Annotated in this window: 22 protein-coding genes and 1 riboswitch; of the genes, 14 read left to right on the plus strand and 8 right to left on the minus strand. The window is 58.9% G+C overall.

Going from position 1 to position 22,070, the window contains the following annotated elements:
• Positions 1 to 6: 6 nt before the first annotated feature.
• From M2336_RS17670 to M2336_RS17695, 6 genes are all read right to left on the minus strand, one after another.
• Entirely contained in the window at positions 7 to 1,332 is a 1,326-nt protein-coding gene (locus tag M2336_RS17670; RefSeq protein ID WP_264593326.1) for a TraB/VirB10 family protein, read from the minus strand.
• Positions 1,333 to 1,357: 25 nt separating this feature from the next.
• Complete coding sequence (locus M2336_RS17675; RefSeq protein WP_264593327.1) at positions 1,358 to 2,110, minus strand: type-F conjugative transfer system secretin TraK; 753 nt, start codon at positions 2,108 to 2,110, stop codon at positions 1,358 to 1,360.
• Complete coding sequence (locus tag M2336_RS17680; RefSeq protein ID WP_264593328.1) at positions 2,107 to 2,706, minus strand: type IV conjugative transfer system protein TraE; 600 nt, start codon at positions 2,704 to 2,706, stop codon at positions 2,107 to 2,109. The genes M2336_RS17675 and M2336_RS17680 overlap by 4 nt, the downstream gene beginning before the upstream one ends.
• A 3-nt stretch (positions 2,707 to 2,709) precedes the next feature.
• Positions 2,710 to 2,994, minus strand: coding sequence for a type IV conjugative transfer system protein TraL (gene traL / locus M2336_RS17685; RefSeq protein ID WP_264593329.1), 285 nt, complete (start codon positions 2,992 to 2,994; stop codon positions 2,710 to 2,712).
• A gap of 52 nt (positions 2,995 to 3,046) precedes the next feature.
• The gene (locus M2336_RS17690) at positions 3,047 to 3,382 is read right to left on the minus strand and encodes a hypothetical protein (protein ID WP_264593330.1); all 336 of its coding nucleotides are present in this window, start codon (positions 3,380 to 3,382) and stop codon (positions 3,047 to 3,049) included.
• Between the two features lie 369 nt (positions 3,383 to 3,751).
• Positions 3,752 to 3,832: riboswitch (cyclic di-GMP riboswitch) on the plus strand.
• Positions 3,833 to 3,876: 44 nt separating this feature from the next.
• Entirely contained in the window at positions 3,877 to 4,296 is a 420-nt protein-coding gene (locus M2336_RS17695) for a hypothetical protein (RefSeq protein ID WP_264593331.1), read from the minus strand.
• An 83-nt stretch (positions 4,297 to 4,379) separates the two neighbouring features.
• On the opposite strand from M2336_RS17695, the gene M2336_RS17700 reads away from it, so the two are divergent.
• The 5 genes from M2336_RS17700 (at position 4,380) to M2336_RS17720 (ending at position 8,572) form a co-directional block, all read left to right on the plus strand.
• A complete protein-coding gene (locus M2336_RS17700; protein WP_264593332.1) occupies positions 4,380 to 4,907 on the plus strand; it encodes a helix-turn-helix domain-containing protein in 528 nt (175 codons plus the stop codon).
• A 331-nt stretch (positions 4,908 to 5,238) separates the two neighbouring features.
• Positions 5,239 to 5,706, plus strand: a complete 468-nt coding sequence (locus M2336_RS17705; RefSeq protein ID WP_264593333.1) for a lytic transglycosylase domain-containing protein — start codon at positions 5,239 to 5,241, stop codon at positions 5,704 to 5,706.
• Positions 5,706 to 5,960 (plus strand): hypothetical protein, encoded by a 255-nt coding sequence (locus tag M2336_RS17710; protein WP_264593334.1) that lies wholly within the window; start codon positions 5,706 to 5,708, stop codon positions 5,958 to 5,960. The genes M2336_RS17705 and M2336_RS17710 overlap by 1 nt, the downstream gene beginning before the upstream one ends.
• A 655-nt stretch (positions 5,961 to 6,615) precedes the next feature.
• Positions 6,616 to 7,230 (plus strand): helix-turn-helix domain-containing protein, encoded by a 615-nt coding sequence (locus M2336_RS17715; RefSeq protein ID WP_264593335.1) that lies wholly within the window; start codon positions 6,616 to 6,618, stop codon positions 7,228 to 7,230.
• A 448-nt stretch (positions 7,231 to 7,678) separates the two neighbouring features.
• Positions 7,679 to 8,572, plus strand: coding sequence for a replication initiator protein A (locus tag M2336_RS17720; protein WP_264593336.1), 894 nt, complete (start codon positions 7,679 to 7,681; stop codon positions 8,570 to 8,572).
• Between the two features lie 39 nt (positions 8,573 to 8,611).
• Here M2336_RS17720 and M2336_RS17725 read toward each other — a convergent pair whose 3' ends face one another.
• Positions 8,612 to 9,301, minus strand: a complete 690-nt coding sequence (locus M2336_RS17725) for a hypothetical protein (protein ID WP_264593337.1) — start codon at positions 9,299 to 9,301, stop codon at positions 8,612 to 8,614.
• A 671-nt stretch (positions 9,302 to 9,972) separates the two neighbouring features.
• Between M2336_RS17725 and M2336_RS17730 the strand changes: the two genes are divergently transcribed.
• Complete coding sequence (locus M2336_RS17730; protein WP_264593338.1) at positions 9,973 to 11,772, plus strand: ParB/RepB/Spo0J family partition protein; 1,800 nt, start codon at positions 9,973 to 9,975, stop codon at positions 11,770 to 11,772.
• A 75-nt stretch (positions 11,773 to 11,847) separates the two neighbouring features.
• On the opposite strand, the gene M2336_RS17735 is transcribed toward M2336_RS17730, so the two are convergent.
• Positions 11,848 to 12,009 (minus strand): hypothetical protein, encoded by a 162-nt coding sequence (locus tag M2336_RS17735; RefSeq protein ID WP_264593339.1) that lies wholly within the window; start codon positions 12,007 to 12,009, stop codon positions 11,848 to 11,850.
• Positions 12,010 to 12,193: 184 nt separating this feature from the next.
• Here M2336_RS17735 and M2336_RS17740 point away from each other — a divergent pair, with 184 nt between their 5' ends.
• The 8 genes from M2336_RS17740 (at position 12,194) to M2336_RS17775 (ending at position 22,054) form a co-directional block, all read left to right on the plus strand.
• Complete coding sequence (locus tag M2336_RS17740) at positions 12,194 to 12,985, plus strand: FAD-linked oxidase C-terminal domain-containing protein (protein ID WP_264593340.1); 792 nt, start codon at positions 12,194 to 12,196, stop codon at positions 12,983 to 12,985.
• Positions 12,986 to 13,042: 57 nt separating this feature from the next.
• Positions 13,043 to 14,479: an aminomethyl transferase family protein gene (locus M2336_RS17745; RefSeq protein WP_264593341.1), complete on the plus strand. Its 1,437-nt coding sequence runs from the start codon at positions 13,043 to 13,045 to the stop codon at positions 14,477 to 14,479.
• Between the two features lie 88 nt (positions 14,480 to 14,567).
• A complete protein-coding gene (locus M2336_RS17750; RefSeq protein ID WP_264593342.1) occupies positions 14,568 to 15,491 on the plus strand; it encodes an MBL fold metallo-hydrolase in 924 nt (307 codons plus the stop codon).
• Between the two features lie 85 nt (positions 15,492 to 15,576).
• Positions 15,577 to 16,242, plus strand: a complete 666-nt coding sequence (locus M2336_RS17755) for a TetR/AcrR family transcriptional regulator (RefSeq protein WP_264593343.1) — start codon at positions 15,577 to 15,579, stop codon at positions 16,240 to 16,242.
• Between the two features lie 166 nt (positions 16,243 to 16,408).
• A complete protein-coding gene (locus M2336_RS17760) occupies positions 16,409 to 16,708 on the plus strand; it encodes a c-type cytochrome (RefSeq protein WP_264593344.1) in 300 nt (99 codons plus the stop codon).
• Positions 16,705 to 18,330 carry an FAD-binding oxidoreductase gene (locus tag M2336_RS17765; RefSeq protein ID WP_264593345.1) on the plus strand — a complete coding sequence of 542 codons (1,626 nt, stop codon included), beginning with the start codon at positions 16,705 to 16,707 and terminating at the stop codon, positions 18,328 to 18,330. Before M2336_RS17760 ends, M2336_RS17765 begins: the two co-directional genes overlap by 4 nt.
• 3 nt (positions 18,331 to 18,333) lie before the next feature.
• Positions 18,334 to 19,530 carry a cytochrome P450 gene (locus M2336_RS17770; RefSeq protein ID WP_264593346.1) on the plus strand — a complete coding sequence of 399 codons (1,197 nt, stop codon included), beginning with the start codon at positions 18,334 to 18,336 and terminating at the stop codon, positions 19,528 to 19,530.
• A 55-nt stretch (positions 19,531 to 19,585) separates the two neighbouring features.
• Positions 19,586 to 22,054 (plus strand): TonB-dependent receptor, encoded by a 2,469-nt coding sequence (locus M2336_RS17775; protein ID WP_264593347.1) that lies wholly within the window; start codon positions 19,586 to 19,588, stop codon positions 22,052 to 22,054.
• The last annotated feature ends 16 nt before the right edge of the window (positions 22,055 to 22,070 follow it).

The raw sequence follows: 22,070 nt of genomic DNA on the forward strand, positions 1-22,070 counted from the left end.
AATACCTCAGTTCCGCACGAAGGCGCCTTCAAGAAAGACGATTTCCACATCGATGCCAGTCGGCATTTCGATGACCGGCTGATATTGCTCGGCCCGCTCGATCAGATAATTGGAGACCCGGTCGCCGGACGTTGAAATGCCCTCGCCTAGGCCCGCCTGCGCAATGTCACCGGGAGACAGCTTCTGGCGCTTGCCATCGACAATGGTGTTGGTGCCGGAGAGATAGCTGTTGGTGTTCATGGAGAAGCCACGGCCAACGCCGCCCACGATGCCGGCAAGGAAGGCCTGCATGGCCAGATTGCCTTCGCGGCTCACCACCCTGCCCCGCACGCCCGTCTTGCCGCCAAATGCAATGAAGCCTTTGACCTCGGATTCCGCATAGCGGCCGCTGGCATCCGGGCAGGTCATCCGCGCGAGCTTCACATAGACTTTCTCGCTGGAGAGATCGCCGCGCGCAGAACCGTTGACCAGGCAGCCTTCGATGCGAGTCTTGAAGACCTTCTGCCCATCGGCCACAGACCGCGCCGGACTGGTGATCCGCAAGACCACGGGAAGAGGATCGCTTTGGCTCTGCACGTTGGAAGCCGCGTCCACGCCAACAATCACCCGTGCGCGCGCGAAGCTGTTGGCGGGGAGATAGTTGGGGCTATCCGTCAGGACGGCGCCGGGCCGTGACGGGGCGCTCGCTGCCGGTGTTCCCCCCGAGGCGGGCGCCGATGCGCCGAAGTTGATGACCTTGAGTTCGCCAGGGCGACGCACCGGGCCATCCGGTGATTGATAAGCCTGCGGCCCACCTTGGCCATAGAGCGAGGAGGTTCCGGCAACAGGTGCAGGGGCGGTCTGTGCGGCGCTCAGCTGTGAGCGCAGCGCCGCGTTCTCCGATTCATAAGCGGACAGGACCTGTCGGCCGTCGCTCTCCATCGATGCGTTCTGCGCGCGAAGCGCCTCGACCTGTGCCTGAAGCTGGCTGAGCTGGTCCCCCTGTCCCTGCAGGCGATCGAGTTGCCCCGCCTGCGCTTGCAGGCGGTTCTCGCTCATGGCAATCCATTCTTTTTCGGACAGGTTGCGCGTTCCCAGCTCGCCGGTTGAGATCTGCACGTCCGCCGCTGCCATATCCTGCGCATTGGGGTCCTGGTTGGCCGGTGTGCGTCCTGAAAACAGCCACCACATGGCGGCCGCGATCGCGATAGCGCTGCCCCCGGCAAGGATCAGTCGTTGACGACGCAGCGCGTCGTCATTGGCCGTCATGTCGATGCTGGCGATGGTATCGCCGGACGCGCCGTCATGGGGCCGATGGTCTCGGCGCTTCAGAAAATCCAGCATACCTGCCATTCTATTTGCTCCGGTCGATCTTGCGTCAGCGACGCTGTTCGTTCGCCACGACCACATAGGCGGCGGTCGCCTCGCGGGCGGCGAGCTGGGGACGGGAAATACTCACTGCATGAGCGCCGGCGGGCGCGATGGCGCTTTCATCCAGCACGACGCTCTCATTGCCCTTGTTCTCGATGCGCAGGACGCGGCCCGTCTGATCGAGACCCTGATATTCGGCGATGAGCTGTACGGTCAGCGTGCCGACCTGAACCGGCGCGAGTGCTGAACGGGAAAGCCGATAGCCGGGCATGACCTGTTGCCCGGCCATGCCTTGGATCAGCCGCACGGCGGCTTCATCCAGATCGGGTGCCTCTTCCTCTAGCGCCTGTGCATCGGGCGCGGGCGGAGCAAAGGCGCGCGTGTTGGTCAGGAAGACCTGCTGTGCCTCGACCGCGGCGACCTTGCAGGCAAATTTGTAGACGAAGCCCTTCTTGCTGGTGCCGAAAAAGGACAGGGTTCCGGGGCGAAAGCCATCTGGAACCGAGATGTAGATGTCGCCGCGCGTCGGCTCATTGACCACGGAAAAATCGTCGCGAGGGTCCAGCGTCTCGGTTTTGGAAACGCTGGCGAAAGCATCGTCGACCAGGCTCACGCGCGTCAGTTCGCGCGAGGCAACCGTGCAACGCACGCTGTCATTATCTTCGACCGTAAATTGCTGATCGGCCCATGCCGGGGATGCAGCGCACAATGAGATAGCGCTCAGGCCCAGCGCCAATGCCCTATTCGGCTTGCGCGTCATGGCGCCACCTCTTGGCTTGCGTTGCTGTTCTGGTTTGCGCCCGGCTTCTCGGACGAGATGGCGCGAAAGCCGACGAGGCGCAGCTCAAGACCGGTGTAGGTCCAGTCGAATTGGAATGTTCGCTGGACTGCTGACACTTCCTCCCGTCCAACCATCGTGTGAAGGACGCCGGTTACGGTCGAGCTCAGTCCCTTAGGATCGACAGTCAGCTTCTCCATCGTGAAAAATTGCGCGACGCTAGACCCGCGCTGATCGTCGACGATCTTGATCAGCTCGCCTTTGAGCTTTCCGTAGGCGGAAGGATGAGCGATCTTGAGGACCTGATTCATCCAATAGTCGGCCGACTGCGGCGTTCGGTTGAACATCAGCACCGCAGTGTCGCGCGTCACCAGTTCCAGATAATCGCGATCCATTTCTCTCGATGAAATGGTCACTGATCGTCCAGCGATCGGCTGTAGAACGATTTCGCGGTCCTTGACCGAAGCTGCGAGCAGCGACGCGACCGTCAAAACCGATAGACCGGCACAGGTCAACGCGAGCATATTACGCTGGCGCAAGACCTTTTGAGCCTGCCCCTGGCTATATTCCAGATCCATGCCTTACCCCGCCATCAATCGAATGTAGGAAGGCGGGACGGCGCTGAGCTTCAACACCTCACTCGGCAGATACCAGTAGGCAGCATTGAGGAGCCAGGCACCGGCACGACCTGCCTTTGCCTTGCGTAAGCCCCACCAGCCCAATGCCCCTGCAATGATGCCGACCATGAATTGCTGCGTGATGATGCCCACCACGAACGGTCCCACGGTCACGACAAGTTCGTCGATCGTCCAGGGGCCGATGCGCTCAGGCTCATCCAGCTTCGAGGGAATAGTGTATCGGTTCATAAGCCGCCCCGCCTGCCCGCCGCGCTACAAGGGAGCCCGGCAGGCTAGAGTGTCAGATGATCGCGGTGATCGTGCTGGTGACGATTGCGGGACCAGTTGCCACGCCGATGCCAACGCCGAGCGGAACGCCGACCGATGCCATCTGGAAGCCGCCACGGGCCAGGTTCACCAGACCGATTGCCGTCGCGACGATCGCGATCAGCGTGCCGCCCGAACCCTGCAGGATGTTGGTGAAAAGCGTCGATGCCGGCGCGAACGTCGTGTCGGTGCCTGCGAAAGCAGGGTTGATCAGATAGAATAGTGCCACAAGCAGCAGCGCAGCCATGACGACCGCGTTGAGTGCACGTTCATGGTCCCGCGCAAAGCGCCGGGACATGGTCTTGCCCATATAGTCCTCCGATGTTTGCGAGGTGTTTCATCACCCCCTCAACTAAAATCGGAAAGTATGCAGGCAGTGAGCAAGGCCAAAGTTGCAAGAAACCCGCCAAAGTTCCAAATTATCACAAGTGAATCAAAATGGCGGGATTCAAAATAACAAACGCAGGCAACATTATGACTTTAGTGGCGCATTTTTGCGCCACTCTGGCGCATTTCTGCGCCACGTTGGCGCATGGTTGCGCCACACTGGCGCGATTTTGCGACACTTACGGCACATATTTCTGCATTTGGTCCTGCAACTTGTCGATTGGGGCGCCTAATGCTTGACCTTTTTCGCCCGAACGTGGTTAAGAATTTCCCACTGGGCCGATAGGCGTCCGGATCGAAATGGCAAACCGTCGGCAACGGCGGGACGCAAAGCAACCGGTCCTCATAATATGAGGACAGCGGAGCTACCGAAGCGGGGTATGACATGATTAGACCGTCGACATAAGCAACGCTATGTCAGTCTCGGACTGGCGGCTCTCCGGCCTTTAGAAACTCGTTGACCCATGCACGCACCAGGGCGCTGCGATTGAACATCCTGCTGCGCAAAGCGATCTGAGCGATACGCTTTTGCACTGATGGTTCGATCAAAGAAGTGAAACGGGTCCTGCGGGGCGGACTGCCAGTTTCCATCGCCATTCTCTTTTGACCGCGGGTAATCAGCTCGACCTCGTCTGTGCGCTCGTCTTCTTCAAGGCCAGCGAGGATGATCTCTCTGAGAACTTCGCCTCGGGAGAAAATGCCACGTAGCACCATGTGTTCTTCGATCGCGTCCTTCTGGGACTGATCAAGATTCACACTGACGATGCCGAGCTTCTTTTCCATCCGGCGACATGAAACGGCGCCTTGCCCATTATCAACTTCAGCGGTATCAAACACATTGAAGCATTGCCACATTGCAACCTAACAACGTGTGAATTTCGTGGTTTACGCTGAACTCTGAGTATTCGAAAGTGACAGGGATGAAAAAATTCGACGTTCGGTCGCTCGTATTTGGATACGTTCAAGACGATGATAACGCGCCGAGTGCCAAGCAGGAGGCCAGCCCGGAGGAGATCGTTGCCCGGTATCAAGAGCTTTTCAGGATCCAACAGCGCAAACTGCGTTGGTCCGATCGGCAGCTGGCACGTCAGCTGAACTGGCATCACTCCAAAGTCTCAAGGCTGTTACTCGACAAGGATCTGACGACAGCCGAAATTTCCGCATTTTGCGAGGCGCTGTCGATCGATCAAAATCGAGCCGATATGGCAGTAAGATTATTCGGTTCGGCGGAAAGCTATGATTATCCAGAAGCTCAATTTGCTGCTGATTTCACGATCCGGATGATACGGGATCTCGTGTGCGCAACCGACAAAGCGCCCTTTCCTTTCATCAAGCCGAGAGATCTAGGCCAGATTTCGCGCCTGATGATCGATTCCATAGGCCAATATGGAGCAAGGATCGCCGCTTTCGAAGCGAACAGCAATGTGATCTTCGGTCGTGGGCGTTAATCGTCAGGCCGCAATTCCGGCGGCGATGGGAATAGGTCTAGCTCTCCTCATATCCAGCCCCGTTTCGGCCAAGAGGCAGGCAGCGCTTCTCAACTTCGAGCCCCCGATTGGTTTGGAGGAGGTATCTGCAAATGTTGTTCATAATGGACTTTTGACCGCTTTTGAAAGCGCACAGCCGACCGGTTCAGGCGCTCCCAGTCAATTAGCTCCAGGACGGACATTTCTTCGTGTACCAAGCTGGATGCGCGGAGAGCCTGATCTTGCGTTTAATCGAGTTGGGTTGACGACTAATCGTCAGGACTGTGGACCGGCCATTTACAGGCCTTCAGCCATGTTGAACGTACAGGCTGAAAAGCGACGACAAGCAATCTTCCCAATCGTCCACCGGATCGCCTGCGAAAGCGGCCTTCCTGTCGGCTTGATGGATGCGCTGATCATCCAGGAGAGCGGTTATAATCATGCCGCCATCAGTAAGAAGGGCGCCTTTGGCCTAGGGCAGCTGATGCCTGACACCGCTCGTCAGCTTGGCGTGAACAGGTTCGATCTACGTGACAACCTGCGTGGCGCGGCCGCATATCTAAAACAACAGCTCGACACCTTCGGTCAAGTTCACCTCGCGCTCGCAGCCTATAATGCAGGCCCAGGTCGGGTTCGAAAGAAGCGCGAGATCCCCAACATCGAAGAAACCCAAACTTACGTCTGGCGCATTCTCTCTAATTGGCGCCACCTGACTGGTAATGCGAGCGACAGCGTCGCTCGCCCGTTCAAAACCAAAGCAGATATTGTTCGGGTGTATTGATGATCGTCAACCAACGCTCGGCCTTTGCCCAGCGCCTCGGTGGCTCAATGCCCGGCTCCCACCGCCATTATCGCCGATCGCACGATTCTTTCCCTGAAATCATCGGCGAAAGCACGAAATTCGAACGTGGAATGTCGGTCAAACAGCAGCGCATGGTTTCTCAAAGTCGAATCTGTCGCTCGGAGTTCGGTTTCTGGGCCTCAACAATCCCGACCGTGCGATCGACCAGATTTCACCACGTCCACATGAACTGAAAGGGGGGCAAGTGAGGGCATAAAAAAACCCGGCCATTGGCCGGGCTTTTTGGAGGACCGACCAAGCTAGCGAGAACTAGTGGTCGAACCAAGTGTGACAACCGGTTTCTAGTCGGTCCTCCCACAATTCGCAACACCAAAGCGCAATTCGCGCCGCGATTTTTTGCGTCCTCACGGGCTCCAAATTTGGAGTGACCGAACGATGTTTCATGCCCAAATTGGGATAGCCGACGTACCTTCGGCCGCGCTGGCCGAGCTCCGTAGCGCCGGAGTAAGCGACGATGACATCAGCACAGCGCATGCCCTCCAGCAGCGCCAGCGAGCCGCAGGCGTTCCGGTCCTTCCACTCGCAGTTCTATGTGGCGTCAGGGAGCCTCAGCGCCGCATGTCCGGCGCCCTGAGCGCGACAGCTTCGAGATTGGCGGGATCTCCCCCACTCTCGCGGAAGCCGCACGGCAGCACGCACATCACGCGCCGGCCGGTCTGGGGCGGTAGCGTGCGCACTGGGGACGTTGCGGAGGCAGAGTTCGTTAGGCCGGTTACCTCTGAGCAGCGTAAGCAGCTCACCCATGCATGTTACCGGATGTTTGAGCACGGGAGGAAACTCGCGGCCGAAGCGCGTTCTGGTCGCGAGCTTACGGCCGAGGAGCATCGCTTGACGCTATTCACGCGGTCATGCCGCGACATGCTCATCAGAATGCTCGATGAGCTTCACTATCGCAAAGGGTGGTGCAATCCCTCTTACGAGACATTGATGCGGTGGACAGGTCTTGGCCGCCGCGCCGTCCACTACTGCATTCAAAGGCTTCGAGATCTCGGCGTGGTGGAATGGATCAGGCGCTACATCTACACTCGGGATCAGGAGATGGGTGCTCGCTCGGAACAAACATCGAACCTTTATCGTGCGCAACTTCCTGCCTGGATCGGCAAAATGATCGGTCTTTTTGCCCCCGTTCCCGCAGACGAGGCTCAACGCCGATCAGAGGCGCTGGAGCAACATGCTCAAATGCTAGCCACCGTGGGAGCGGTTGAGCGCCGCAGGCTCATGCCCGCAGATCCTGCTCAACGCGCGGCGTTGATCCTCGCCGCTGAGAGGGCCGCCGAGCGGCAGCATAGCGAGGCTTTATGCCGTGAGTGCAATCCATGCACTCCTCCTCACCCGAATATTAAATCTAGAAAGAAGGAAAAATGGAATGACCCTAGTCGGGTCATACTGACCCCTGACGGGGAACCCCTAAACCTCACCGGAAAACTCAACATGACGCCCTAAGGCCAAGACTGAAGGTCAGAACCGACGGCTGCGCCGCCGGAATGCTCCCCAACGGGAGCAAGCGGCACCCGCCGTTCTTAAAATGACGCCTCGGTGCGAGGTCATGATGAAAGAAAGGTTTGAATGAGAGCAGCGGGAATTCCCAATCGGCGAAAACACGAACCGCCCAACCCGGCCAATCGAATCGGTGGTGGGCTCGTTACCAACGCTCAGCACGGGAACAGCATTTATCGGCGAAAGCACGAATCTGCATACTTCATCCCATCCTCGTTGGGACAGTTTGAACCGGATTCTTGAGCCTAATGGTCCCAACGGCACGCAAAGATTCGTGCTTTCGCCGATTCAAAGTCAGTCACGGGTTTACACCTCGCGCCTCGACCGACAGTCTGAAACTCGAAGTGCCGACCTTAATTCGTGTTTTCGGCGATTTTAAACGGGCAACTCCATCATGGCTGCAAAACAAGGAGACCTCTTCGTTTTCGATAGCCCCCTGCACGGCGATGTGCGGGGCGAGCGGTCCATCATGGCCTTCCCGTTTTTTGCCTTGACGAAAATCGCACAGATGAAGCCGATCGAATTCCACTCGGACAACGTGTCGATCGAGGTGCGCCCGAGCACCATGGGCGTCGCAACGATCTACGATAAGGAAATCGTCCTCTACATCGCGAGTTTGATGATCGCTAAGCTTCAGGATGGCGTGCCGGTGGGCCAGGACTTTACATTTACCGCGCACGATTTCTTTCGTGTCACTGGTACGAGCCAATCTAAGCGCTCTTATCAGAGGCTGTCCGAGGCTCTCGAGAGGTTGCAGGGTACTCAGATCCGGACCAACATCGAAACCGGCGGAGAGGGTGAGGAAGGCTATTTTTCATGGTTGCCCGAAGCCCGTCTTAGCTACACGCGCGGCCGCACCGGTGAGCGGCGGCTTAAGGCGGTGAAAGTCCGGCTTTGCGATTGGCTCTATAGGGCGATCCGAATGGATCAGCGCATTCTCTCTTATCACCACGATTATTTTTCCCTGGGGCCTATCGAGCGTCGTCTCTACGAGCTCGCCCGATCGCACTGTGGAGAGGACGACGCCTGGGAGGTTGAGATCGAGGCTTTGCGGCATCAGGTCGGAAGCAATGACACGGCGCCGCGCTTCAAACACGCGCTGAAGCGGATCGCCGAGGCCGACGAACTGCCCGAGTACCGATTGACCATCAATGATATCGTCGACAGCGCTCCTACGTCGCCAGGTAGGCGAAAGGCGGTTCGGACAGTTGTGTCAATACGTGCGCGTCATGACCGCGTGCGGTCGCAGGCCGTGTTGCTCGAAACTCGTCTGTCTCCGGCTCACTAGCACTAAGTCGACGAACCACTGGAGGATCTTCGCGCGCAGTCATCGGGGGATTTCCGTGCTAAAGCTAGCTGTGTCGACGATGTCTATGAGACCCAATGGGAAGCTCCTGACGTTCTTTTCTGAGAATGAGCCAGGGCGCATCGTCTTCAACCAAGGAAGGCGCTTCGTCATGTCGGTAGATATGGGATCGCGGGTTATTTGAACTGTCATTCGCCGAAGGCTAATTCCTTGCCCGAAGGCAGCAGACAGGTTTGCTGGGTCTACCCGCTTGATCGTCATGCGGTCACGGATGTCTTTGAAGCGCACAAAGATCGGATATCGGCTCGCCTCAGACATTCTGTATTGGCCACTCGCCTGCTCTGTTGTGAGTCCAACGATTGGGACTTCTGCAATTAATTTCGTGTTTTTAATTGCATTGGCTCTTTCTATTGGGCCCTTGATGCCAATGACGAGGGGCTGATAAGCATATTCCGCTATCGTCGTCGCGGTGTTCAACAGGACGAATAGTGTTTGTCCGCCGGGCAGATCAACTGCCACGGCCTCTCCACGAAAGCTGCTACGAAGGCCGCCCGCCTCCGGATTCGGGAAAGCCGGAGCTTCCCACTGTTTCACTTCCACGACAGTGCTACCCGTTCGCATGCCTTCTGGGGTCTCGACTTCCACCGTCAGACGATAGCGGTATTTGGCGCCGATCAGGGTATCACAGCCGGTCACCGCGATGCCGACCAAAATGGGACTTGCAGCCAGGACAATTCGACGCGTCAACACTGGTCGAGAAAGCCCGGATGTGAAGCAGTGCGACTGTTACTTGCTAAAAACAAACCCAAATCCCCCAAGTATATTTACACAAATACATTGCATTGAGTCTGGGCAAAGGCAAGGTCGGCTCTTCGACATTCTAAATACTTATGTTGGTGGATGCGCGACCCTTCGGGCACGGCTCTATCTTCGCTGCGCTCCGACCGAGCCACCGTTCCGGCGTCTCGTCCCATGCGGGTGACGATCCTCGCGTAAAGTTGCCGGGCAGGCCACTCCCCTTCGCCAGCTCTTGGGTCAGCGCTGCGTTCCGTGGCCTTCGGTGCCCGAAGATCCTCTGTGCGTGCGCCGGACAATGCCGGCGACACGCTAGGCCGCTGCTGCGGCCGTCTTAGTAGCGCTGCGCGCGTTCCGGGGCCTGTTCCTGCCCCCTTTGCTACGGCCTGGCCGTCTGCGGCGCTACGCGCCTCCGCTTGGTCGCGCGGGCGGTGTCCCCAACGCTCAGTCGCTGCGCTCTCTGCGCGCCGGGTGATCCCCCTCCCCCCGCACGAGCCGATGCAAATTCCCCGACCCAGTTCGCCACTCGGCAGAAGCCGATGGCCCACGAGCCATCGCCTTCGGCTCCGATTAAGAAAGGGAAAAATATGACGATCCAGACCGTTCAGCTTTCCAGCCTGCGCCTCTCCCCCCTCAACGTCCGCAAGGTCAAACCCCGTGCCGTCGAGGAAATGGCCGCTACCATCGAGGCCCATGGCCTGTTGCAGAACCTGCTCGGCTATGAGGAAGATGGACTTTTCCATATCTTTGGCGGGGGACGCCGATTCCGTGCCCTCCATTTGCTCAAGAAGCAGAAGAAGATCGAGGCAGGTTTTCCCGTGCCGGTAGACGTGCGCTCCAAAGACGAGGCCGTTACCCTGTCCCTCGCGGAAAATGTCGCTCGCGAGAACATGCACCCCGCCGATCAGGTGGCAGCGTTTGCCGCCCTTCGCGACACCGGAGGACTGACAGCCGCCGAGATCGCCGCGCAATTCGGCTATGCGGAGAGCCACGTCCGCAAGCTGTTGCGCTTGGGTTCGCTCCCCGATGCGCTGCTTAAAGCCTTCGCCAAGGATCAACTCAGCCTCGCCAGCGCACAGGCGCTTTGCCTGACAGATGACCCGACCCGCCAGCAGGAGGCATTCAAGAAGTGCGGCAACAGTGACCATGCCATCCGGCGCTTTCTCACCAGCGAGAAGATGCAGACCACCAGCGCCAAGTTCATGTTTGTCGGACGCGACGCCTACGAAGCCGCAGGGGGAACCGTCACCATCGACCTGTTTTCAGAAGGTAGCCAAGGCTATGCCGACAATCCCGAGCTGGTCGAAGACCTCGCACTTGCCAAGCTCGACGCCATCGAGGCCGATTTGATCGCGCAGGGATGGAGCAAGGTGGAAGTCAGCGCCGATCACTACGGGATCGATCTCTATTCCCGGCCACGCCTTTATCCGGCCCGGCGCGAAGCCACGCAGGAAGAGGCCGAGAAAATGGCGCGGATCGATGCGGCCATTGCCGACAAGGAGGAAGCGGGCGACGAGGACGAAGCCTTGTCAGCACTCTTTGACCGACAGGCCGAATTGGAGGCAGCGTTGCGGGCGTTCACCAGCGAGCAGAAGGCGAGCGGCTGTGTCGTGGCTTATATCGCGCATGACGGCACCCTGACCCTCGCGCACTTTCGCATCCGCTCCGGAATGCAGGATACGTCCGCACGGAAGCGCTCAGCCACCGAATCCGGCCCCTACAGCGCGGCGCTCATTGAAGACCTCTCGAAGATCAAGACGCAGGTCGTTCAGGAAGCCGTGGCGGCAAACCCGACGCTGGCGCTCGACATTCTTCTCGATAGCCTTGTCGGTCAGATGCTTCATGGCAGCTATGGCTTCGAGCAGGCCGCGTCTCTGCGTCCCGAGCAGTCCGGCGTTGCCGTCCCGCCCGATCTCATGGCGGTTAGCGACGTGCAGCCGGTCGCCGAGTTGATGGCCGAGCGTTTTGCCGACATTCCCGCCGATACCCGGTTCGAGACGATCCGGGCCATGGCCGAAGGCGACAAGATGCAGCTTCTTGCCGGGCTTGTCGCGCTCACCATCGACGGAACATTGTCGCGGGGCTGTTCCCCGTCCACGCGACAGGCGTTGATCGAGCAATATGCCCGTGCTGCCAATATCGACATGGCGCAGCGCTGGCAGGCTCCCATCGGTCTGTTTGATCGGATGAAGAAATCCGCCTTGCTTACGATCCTGACAGACGCCTGCGGCAAGGATGCAGCGGAGAATTGCGCCAAGATGAAGAAGAGCGATCTTGCCGCCGCCCTGGCTCAGCGCCTTCCGGTCGGTTGGCTCCCCTCCCCGCTTACCATCGGGGCTTTTGACGAGAAGAAGCCGGAGCAGATCGTGCTGGACGAAGCGGCTTGATCGTGGCGGGGGGACGCAGAGTCCCCCCGCCCCTGTGACGGAACCAGAAAGATTGCCGATCCCATCCCTTTAGAATCAGTAGCTTACCGATTTTTTTGCGGAGATAGTTTTCGCAATCGGGAAGGCATAGTTTTCCAATTGTCTTATTTCTGGCAACCATAGATTGCCGATTGTTTTGATGCTGGTCGCCTGCAGACGACCTCCTGTCGCTCCTGGCTGGTTGGTCAGACGATCCAAGCTGTCCGCTTCGCCGCAACTAGAACCGATAGACTGCCGTCTGTTCATACACTCTGGGCTAAAACGGCAGGGATACGCTCGGCATCGTCACACGTGCGGTCCTGAAACTCACCACCAAGGTCGTGCCGGCGTTCACCGGTCTCTGCGCACTGAACGATTTTCAACGAATCTGGCGTTTCTGCGCTTGGCGCGTCGGCGTCTCGATACCGAGCTCACCTCCTTCGAGGCCATGTGGCCGAGCTTTTTCAAGTTCGGAACGACCGTTGCGCGGGGGCGGTCTCCGTTCGAGCGCCCGTTCGGCATGTATGTTGTTGTTGAAGCGATGAGCGGCAACGGTGACCCGACCAAGGCGCAGCAACTTGTCGAGGAAGCCTTCGAATTGGGTCTTCTGAAGGATGCCGTCATCGCGAATTCTCTTCGAGAGGCCGAAGATCTGTGCGCAATCCGAGAAGCCACCGAGATCATGACCCGGGAGTATGGAGAGATGGCGGCGTTTGACGCGAGCATCCCGACGAGCCGGATTGCGCCTTTTCTCGAAGCCTTCGAGGAAGAGCTTCGGTCACGGTGGCCAGCAGTAGAATATGCCACTTTCGGCCACATTGGAGACGCCAATCTCCACATAGGTGTCAGGATTGATCAGTTCTCCGGCACGGAGGAAGAGATCGAAAACGTCATCTATCCGCTCATTGGTCGCTGGGAAGGCGGCGTGTCGGGCGAACACGGCATTGGGGTGCATAAGGTGCCCTACCTCAAGCATGCCAGGTCCGACGCCCAGATCGACGTCATGCGCGCGCTCAAGCTTGTCCTGGATCCCCGTTCGACTCTCAATCCTGGGAAAGTGTTTTCACGAGCGCGGAGCGAAACGGGTCATGGCCACAACCAGCGGAAGGCCGAGAACTCTTTAGAAGAAGCTCTGATATCAAGGCTTTCGCTCCCGAAAACTAGGTGGTCCGATGTATCGTTGATTCGAATTTGACAAAATGTAATGTCCGATGTTACCCGACCTCCCACAAACTCTGATGGAGAGGAATGGATGACCAGTCTTCAAGACCTGTTGAACTCGCGCGGCAGTGCTGTTGAAATGCTGCGCAACAAGCGCCCCGAGACGCATGCGCCAGCGCACGCAGCTATGGCGCCGCAGCCGATGATCCCGATCGTGCCGCAAGAGTTCTCGACCTGGGATCAGGAGCAGGAAGCGTGGCGAAACGCCGTCGTGCTCTACGACCAGACCCACCACATGACCGATCTCTACATTACGGGTCCGGATGCCGTTAAGCTGCTGACCGCTATCGGCACCAACAACCCCAAGAATTTCTCCGTGGGCCGGGGTAACCAGCTCATCCTTTGCAACGCCGAAGGTTATTATGTCGCTGACGGCATTCTGTGCGGCCTCTCCGAGAACCACTTCCTCTACAATGGTCTCGAGAACGGCTGTAACTGGATCACCTTCCACGCCGAAACCGGCGGTTACGACGTCAAGGTCGAGAAGGTCGCCAAGTCAAACGCCTATGCGAATGGTGAGGCTCGCTCGCGCGAACTGTGCCGCTTCCAGCTGCAGGGTCCCAACGCCGGCGCGCTGATTGAGAAGCTGAACGGCGCCCCCATGCCGCAGATCGGCTTCTTCCACATGACTAAGCTCAAGATCGGCAGCGTCGAGGTTGAGGCGCTGCGCCACGGCATGGCGGGCGCAGTTGGCTGCGAGTTCTGGGCACCGTTCGAGAAGCGTCACGAAATTCGGGAGACGATCCTGGCGGCAGGTGCCGAGTTCAACCTGCATTTCGTCGGTCACCGCGCCTACACGACCGCATCGGTCGAATCTGGCTGGATGGGTGCCATCCTCCCGGCGATCTATTCGAGCGAGAGCACGAAGGCTTACCGCGAATGGCTGCCGGCTGACAGTGCAGAGGGTGACCTGCTCCTGCGCGGCAGCTATGCCTCGGATACGATCGAGGATTATTATCTCACGCCTTACGAGGTCGGCTACGGCCCGTTCGTGTCGCTGGGTCATGACTTCATCGGCCGTGACGCGCTTGCGGCCATGGACGCAACCAAGCAGCGCCGTAAGGTGACGCTGGCCTGGAACGCTGATGATATCGCCGATCTCTATACCGACATGCTCAATCCCGATGGCCAGGGCTACAAGCCGATGGATCTTCCCTGGCCCGAGTTCCAGATGCAGACCTATCGCTCTTTCAACGCCGTGATGGTCGACAAGGAGCAGGTCGGGGTCTCGATCAATATGTGCTACCAGCGCTCGGAGCGAGCCGTGCTCTCTCTTGCAATCGTCGATGCCGATGTTGAAATCGGCAATGAAGTCGAAGTGATCTGGGGCGAAGCTGGCGGAAACGGCAAGGATGACTTCTTCAAGAAGACGCCCATGATACGGATCCGGGCTATCGTCAGTCCAGTGCCTTATTCGCGCGTTGCTCGAGAGAGTTACGCCGAGGGTTGGCGCGGAAAGACGTTCTAAGAACACTGGAAAGGGCCGCCGAGCTTCTCGGCGGCCCTTTTTGCTTTCGGGCGTCCGTCCCGACAAAATCAAAATGAAGGAGAGGAAAATGAATCGTCTTGCCAAGCGCGTCGTTGCGCGACTGTCCGGCGCAACCCTGCTAGCAGCAACCGCATTGAGCGCGGCGGCCGTTGCTCAGGGCGCAGAGCGCACCAAGCCTTTGACCGTAGAAGTGCTGCAGACGAGCGAAGGGTCACTGCTTGTGAACTCTGCCCTCATCATGGGCGAGAAGGAGGCGATCCTAGTCGATCCGCCGTTCACCAACGCCGACGCTCATCGCGTCGCAGCCATGGTCCTCGATAGCGGTAAGACCTTGCGCTATATCTTCGTAACCCACGATCATCCGGATCATTTCTTTGCCATGCCAGTGCTGGCCGCAGCCTTTCCGGACGCACAGATCGTGGCTCATCCCACCGTCGTTGTCGATATCTGGCGCTCCTTGCCCATGAAGGTGAAGCGGTGGGGGCCAATGCTCGGCGCGAACGGGCCGGCTTATCCATCGGCTCCTAAGGCACTGACTTCGGACACGCTCACGCTCGAAGGGCACGAACTCAAAGTGCTGCCGCCAATGCAAGGCGATCATATCCATTCCACCGCCCTTTGGGCGCCGGAGATCAAGGCGCTTTTTCCTGGCGATCTCGTGTTTAACAAGGTCCACCTGTGGCTCGGTGAACATCGGCCGGAAAATGTCCGTGGTTGGTCACAATCGATCGCCAAGCTCGCCGAGCTCAAACCCACGATGGTCGTTCCAGGGCACTCGAAAGCCGGCTTGGCCAATGATGCGAGCGGCCTAGCCTTTACGCGGGATTATCTCGCCGCCTGGCCCCAGCTGATTGCGCAGTCGAAAAACTCGACAGACTTCATGGCCAAGGTTCGTGCGAAATTCCCTGACACGATCGACGTACTGAACGGCTTCATCCTGCCGAATTCCGCCAAGGTTGCCATGGGTGAGGAGAAGCCCTGGGAAGAATGACGTTCACTTGGCTCAGGCGCGGATGTTTGAGCATTCGCGCCAACGCCCGCTACCAAAGGCGCGGCAGGAACCTTATGGATGTGTGATGACCAAGAGAAAGATCGACCTCGAACGGCGGGCAGAGATTGCTCGTGAACGTAAAGCGCGAACCAGGGCAAACATTCTGGCCTCTGCTTTCGACATTTTCGGGGAAGAGTATGGGCTGTACTCGCGCATAGAGGACATCGCCGAAAAGGCGGGGATCACGCGCCAAACTCTCTATCATCATTTCACCGGTATCGAGGAGCTGCGCGAGGCGCTGACCTACGAGGTCACCCACGACTTCCTGACACAGGTCAGCACGACCGTCGCACGTCTCACGGATCCTCGCGAGCACGCGTCCGTCGCTATTCGCATGTATCTCGAGCGCGCACGCGGGGATCGCCGCTGGGCGTGGTCGATGATCAATCTGAGCGCTTCGGGGATCATCTTCGGCGCTGAGACATATGCCCGCGCCGAAGCGACCGTTCAGCTCGGCATGGACGCTGGCGAGCTCAAGCTAAAATACTCGGCGCTTGGACGTGACATGGTTCTCGGAACCGCTCTCGCAGCTCTCACAACCATGCTGAAGGACGACCCGGGGGAGGATTATCCCAGCTTGGTCGCCGAACATATTCTGATCGGCCTTTCGGTTGACCCTGAAGCGGCTAGGGAAATCGCCAATCGTGAGCTGCCGCCGTTGGTCGGCATTTCCGAACTTGACGAATTGTAAAGTCCAGAATAACTCTCCTTCAGATTTTACGATCTGTCGTGTTTGATTCGATGTAGGTCGATCAGACCCGGCTCAAAAGCGAACGGCCCCTGACAAGAGCCGTGAGTTTAGGAGAGGTAATGTGAGGCCCATCGCTCGAGGTGCGTCGATAGCGGGAGCATGCGTCGTGCTCGTCGCTGCCGGAGCTGCTTTCTTTTTCTCTGGTCAACCCGAAGCCGTCGCGAACACAGGTCCGCGCCCCCCGGAGGCCATCTACGATCGAACCTGCGGTTATTGTCACGGGCACAACGTTGGTCCGGTCATCCGCGGTCGGAATCTGCCGCCTGAAGCCATCGTTTACATGGTGCGTCATGGCCAAGGTGCCATGCCGGCATTCCGTCCCACAGAAATCAGCGACGTCGAGCTTGCCAATCTCGCGAAGTGGATCAGCACGTCGAAGGCAAATCCCAAGGAGCATGGCAAATGAGCGAGATCTCTCGGCGCGATATCCTGCGTGCGGGGGCGATCGGCACCGCACTGGTCACGGCGAACGCGGTGGCGTCTCCACTCGATGGCGAGCGCATGCTTCCCGCTGAACTCGACAAGGCTGCATTCGCCAAGGCTCTCGACGAACTGCGTGCAATCGTCGGTAAGGAATGGGTCTTCGCTGACGAGGAAAGCACGGCCAGCTATCGTAAGAGCGAGATTCCAGATCCTGACGGCAAGCATATCTCGTCAGGTGCTGTTGCGCCCGCTTCCGTCGAAGAGGTTCAGGCGATCCTCAAGGTCGCCAACAAATACAAGCTGCCCATGTGGCCAGTCTCGACCGGCAAGAACATGGGCTATGGCCTCGCGACGCCCGCCAGCTCCGGCCAGATGATCCTCGATTTGAAGCGCATGAACCGCATCATTGAGGTCGACGCGGAGCTCGGCACTGCTCTTGTCGAGCCAGGCGTCACCTATCGCGATCTGCGCGACTATCTCGACGAGCATAAGCTGAACTTCTGGATCGACGTCCCGACTGTCGGGCCGATCGTGTCGCCGTTGTCCAACACGCTCGAGCGCGGAGTCGGCTACACGCCTTACGGGGATCACTTCTTCATGCAGTGCGGCATGGAAGTGGTGCTGGCGGACGGCACGCTGGTCAAAACGGGAATGGGTTCGGTAAAGAATTCTACGACCTGGCAGGCCTTCAAATGGGGCTATGGCCCGTATCTTGACGGCATCTTCACCCAGTCCAACTTCGGTGTTGTCACGAAGATGGGCATGTGGCTGATGCCGGCGCCCCCAGTCTACAAGCCCTTCATGGTTCGTCACGCCAACTCGGACGACGTTGCCAAGATCACCGACACGATCCGCCCGTTCCGGATGAACAACCTCATCCCCAACGGCGTGCTGATCATGGGCGCGGCCTATCAGCTGGCCATGTTCAACCGTCGATCTGACATTTGGGACAAGCCGGGCGCCATACCTGACTCTGTCGTGCAGGCCGAAGCGAAGAAGCACGGCCTCGGCATGTGGAACACCTATTTCGCGCTCTACGGCACCGAAGAAATCATTGCGGCGATCGAACCGATCATTCGTGGTGCCTTCGAGGCGAGCGGCGGGGAGGTGCTCACCGAGAAGGAGATGACCGGCAACCCTTGGTTCGAGCATCACAAAACCCTGATGCGGGGTGGGCTCAGCCTGGAGGAAATCGGGATCGTTCGCTGGCGTGGCCCGACCGGCGGTATGGTCGCCTTTGCACCGGTGGCGCCCGCTAAGGGCCCTGAAACGATCGGTCAGACGGCGCTCGCCAAAGAAATCCTCGCAAAATACGGGTTCGACTATGCGCCCGCCTATGCGGTCGGAGGCAGAGAGCTCCATCACATCATCTTCCTGATGTTCGACAAGGGCGATCCTGCGGAGGAGCGCAAGGCAAACGACTGCGTCAACGAGATGATCGTGCGCTTTGGCGAAAAGGGCTGGGCTTCCTATCGAACCGGCGTCGGCACGATGGATCTGGTCGCCAAGCAATATGGTCAGGCTAACCGCGACCTGAATGCCCGGATCAAGCACGCACTTGACCCGAACCACATCATCGCCCCTGGCAAATCGGGCGTGGTTTGACCCATGGCTACGATCGCGCCGGCCGGCCCGCAGTCCGAAATCGACCTCTACAGCGATGAGGTCTTGCTCGACCCCTTTGCGACTTATGGTCAGCTTCGGGATCTGGGCGGCGCGGTCTATCTGCCTAAAGTCGATGCCTGGTTTGTCGGGCGTTACGGCGACGTTCGCTCGGCGCTCAACAATTGGAAGCTCTTTTCCTCGGACAAGGGCATCGGCCTCAACGCGGTCATCAACAAAGCTTGGAACGAGGCGCTGATCTGTCAGGATCCCCCCGTTCACACCGAGCGTCGGAGACTGATCAACGAGGCGCTTGGACCTCGATCGCTCAAGACTGTCGAAGATACCGTCCGGGCGCGGGCGGGCGATCTCGTCGATCGCCTCCTGGCTAAGGGGGAGTTCGACGGCGTCGCCGACTTCGCGCACGATCTGCCGATCAATGTCGTGATGGACCTTATCGGTTGGCCGCTCGATATACGACCTCGTCTTCTCAAATTTGCTGACGGCTCGTGGAATGCTGCGGGTCCGGTCGGGACTCGCATGGAAAGCGGTCTCGGGCAGCTTGAGCAGATGATGGGACTCATCGCTGAGATTTACGATGAGAACCGCTTGGTGCCGGGCGGCTTCGCTGCTCAATTGGTCGATGCAGCTCATGCCGGCCTCATCACCCGTGAGACTGCGATCGGCATGCTCGCAGGCTATGTGGTTGCAGCGTTCGAGACCACCATCTCGGCGATGGCTTCCGGGCTTTGGCTTTTCGCCCAGAACCCGTCGGAATGGGACAAACTCAGGTCCAACCCTGGCCTCGCGATGCAGGCAGCGAATGAGATCGTCCGCATCGAATCTCCGATCCAAAATTTCGCGCGTTTCGTGACTGACGATGCAGTCATGGGCGATCGCACCATTATCCCTGCGAACAGTTGGGCGATCGTTTCCTACGGCTCTGCCAATCGAGACGAGTGGCAGTTCAGCGAGCCCGACCGCTTCTGCATAGATCGCAAGGAACGCCAGAACCTCGGCTTCGGCTTCGGCCCGCACGGCTGCGCCGGACAGGGATTGGCGCGAATGGAATTGACCGCCGTCTTCACGGCGTTGGCTGAAAGGGTTGAGCGCATCTCCCTTACGGGCGTGCCTGTCCGCAGCCTCAATAACGTGACGCGAGCTTTCGAACGACTGCCGGTCCGCTTCACGCCGGCAAGATGATCGCGTCGCCAAAAGCAAAAAAAACAAAAAACTGGAGAGGTTCTTGGAGGACAATATGAGTTTTGTGAAATCTGCCTATTACACGTCCACTGCGCTTCTGACGTCGATTGCACTCTGCGGTCTGACGCCTGCCAACGCTCAAGAGACGCCGCAGGCTGACAGCGCGTCCCAGGGCGGCGTCGAAGAGATCGTGGTCACGGCGCAGAAGCGCGCGCAAAGCGTGCAGGAAGTGCCCATCGCCATCACCGCTGTGACGGCCGAGGCTATCAAAAACCAGGGGATCAATTCGGTTGCCGACCTCTCGAAGCTGGCACCTAACGTCCAGCTCGATCAGAGCGCGCCGATTTTCTCCTCGTCCCAGATTCTAACGGGATTCATTCGCGGCATTGGTCAGAATGACGTCTCGTCGAGCCTCGAGCCGGGTGTCGGCGTGTATATCGACGGAGCCATTCTGGCGCGGTCGATCGGTGCCAATGTCGATCTGCTCGACGTTGAGCGTATCGAGGTTCTAAAGGGACCGCAGGGCACGCTCTTCGGTCGTAACACGATCGGCGGTGCGATCTCCATCGTGACCCGCGATCCCTCTGACAAATTCGCTGTCCGGGCTGAGGCTACCTATGGCAGTCGCGATCGCATGGAGTTTCGTGGCACGGTCGATGTGCCACTTACGCCGACGCTGTCGACGCAGTTCAGCATGTCGAGGCGGATCCAGGAAGGTTTCCAGCGGAGCATTCCCTACCCGGGCGATACTCACGTCACGGACGAATATAATCTCAACATCATCCCGCGAAACAGCGAGGACCATCGCGGCGGGACCGACAGCTTCAGCGTCCGCGGCAAGGTTAAGTGGGAAGCCACCCCCGACCTCACTTTCAAGGTTACGGGCGACTATGCGCGCGCCGATGAGCAGGCAGGTGCCGTTTCACTTGTCGCGACAGACACCAATCCGCTCGCGCCTGCACCGACATATGCGGCCGTTTACAACAGCTGCATCGGCGCGCCTCCCGTGCTGTTCACGCCTGGTCAGCCCCTCGCATTCCTTGCGCCGATCTGTGGACCGCGCGGTGGCGGCGTGCCCGGCGGGGCGGCGCTCCCTGGCCTGGCCGGCTACAACTTCACCAATGCAAATCCCCGCCTCGCATTTGGCAACCAGTTCATCACGAATGATATCGACACGACGTACGCGAATGGCGCGAACCGATCGTTGGTGCGCACCTGGGGCGTGACCGGCCAGATCGATCTGCGTCTGAACGAGGCTCTGTCGATCAAGTCGATCACGAATTATCGTGAGGTGAAGGGCGATCTGGCGAACGATATCGATGGCTCGCCGATCATGATCGCAACGACGCTTTCACGCCTCCGAGCGAAGCAGTTCTCGCAGGAGCTCCAGCTCAATGGCTCCTTCTGGGACAACCGCATCAAGTCGGTCGTCGGCCTGTATTACTTCTGGGAGAAGAACGACAATCTGGAGAACGCCTACCTTTCGGAAGGGCTGGGTCAGTTCTACGGACCCTACTACAACAACAATCGCTCCTATGCGGCCTACACTCACAACAATGTCCAACTGACCGATGCCCTGAGCCTCACGCTCGGCGCCCGCTACACCAAGGATCGTAAGCGCTTCTCGGCGGGCCAATCGGACCTCAACCTGTCCTTGCTCAAGCTCGGCTTGTTCACCGCTGGCCAGTTGCCAAACCCGGCCGATCCGACGCGGATCTATCCGCTCGGCAGCTATCGCGACACCTATGACAATTTCTCGGTGCGCGTCGGCGCGGAGTATAAAGTCACCCGGGCCATCATGCTGTACGGCTCCTATGCTGAGGGCTTCAAATCGGGTGGCTATACGACCCGCCTGTCGATCCCGACACCGGGCAACATTGCACCTCAGTTCGATCCGGAAACGGCCAAGACGTTCGAGGTCGGCGCGAAAACGTCGCTGTTCGATCGCAAGCTGCAACTCAATGTCGCCGGCTTCCACACCGACTATGAAAACCTGCAGATCATCGTCGTTCGTGGAATCTCGCCGTTCATCGAGAATGCTGGCAAGGCGAAGATCGACGGGTTCGAGGTGGAAGCGGTCGCCCGGCCGATCCCCGAGCTGCGGATCAACGGCAGCGTCGGCTACGTCAACGCTCGTTACACGCAGCTGGACCCGGGCGTCACTTTCACGCTCAACAATCGGTTTGTGAACACACCTGAATGGACGGCGTTCATCGGTGCTGATCTTGATCTGTACAAGGGCCTGGGCGGCACGTTCACGGTTCACGGCGATTACAATTATAAGAGCCGCATCGCCCGCGACGCCGTCAACACCGCTGCGCTAATCTCGCCTGACCAGAATGTGTTCAACGCGAGCCTACGCTGGCGGCAGGCTGATGGTCCGCTCGAATTCAAGGTGGGCGCCAAGAACATCACGAACAATCGGTTCATCGTCACCGGCACGCAGGTCGATGCCGTCGGTGCCACGACCGTGAATTACTCCCCGCCACGGGAGTATTACGCCACCGTCAGCGTGGACTTCTGACGGCTTGCGCCGGTCC

The organism is Sphingobium sp. B1D7B (assembly GCF_025961965.1).
Taxonomy (GTDB): domain Bacteria; phylum Pseudomonadota; class Alphaproteobacteria; order Sphingomonadales; family Sphingomonadaceae; genus Sphingobium.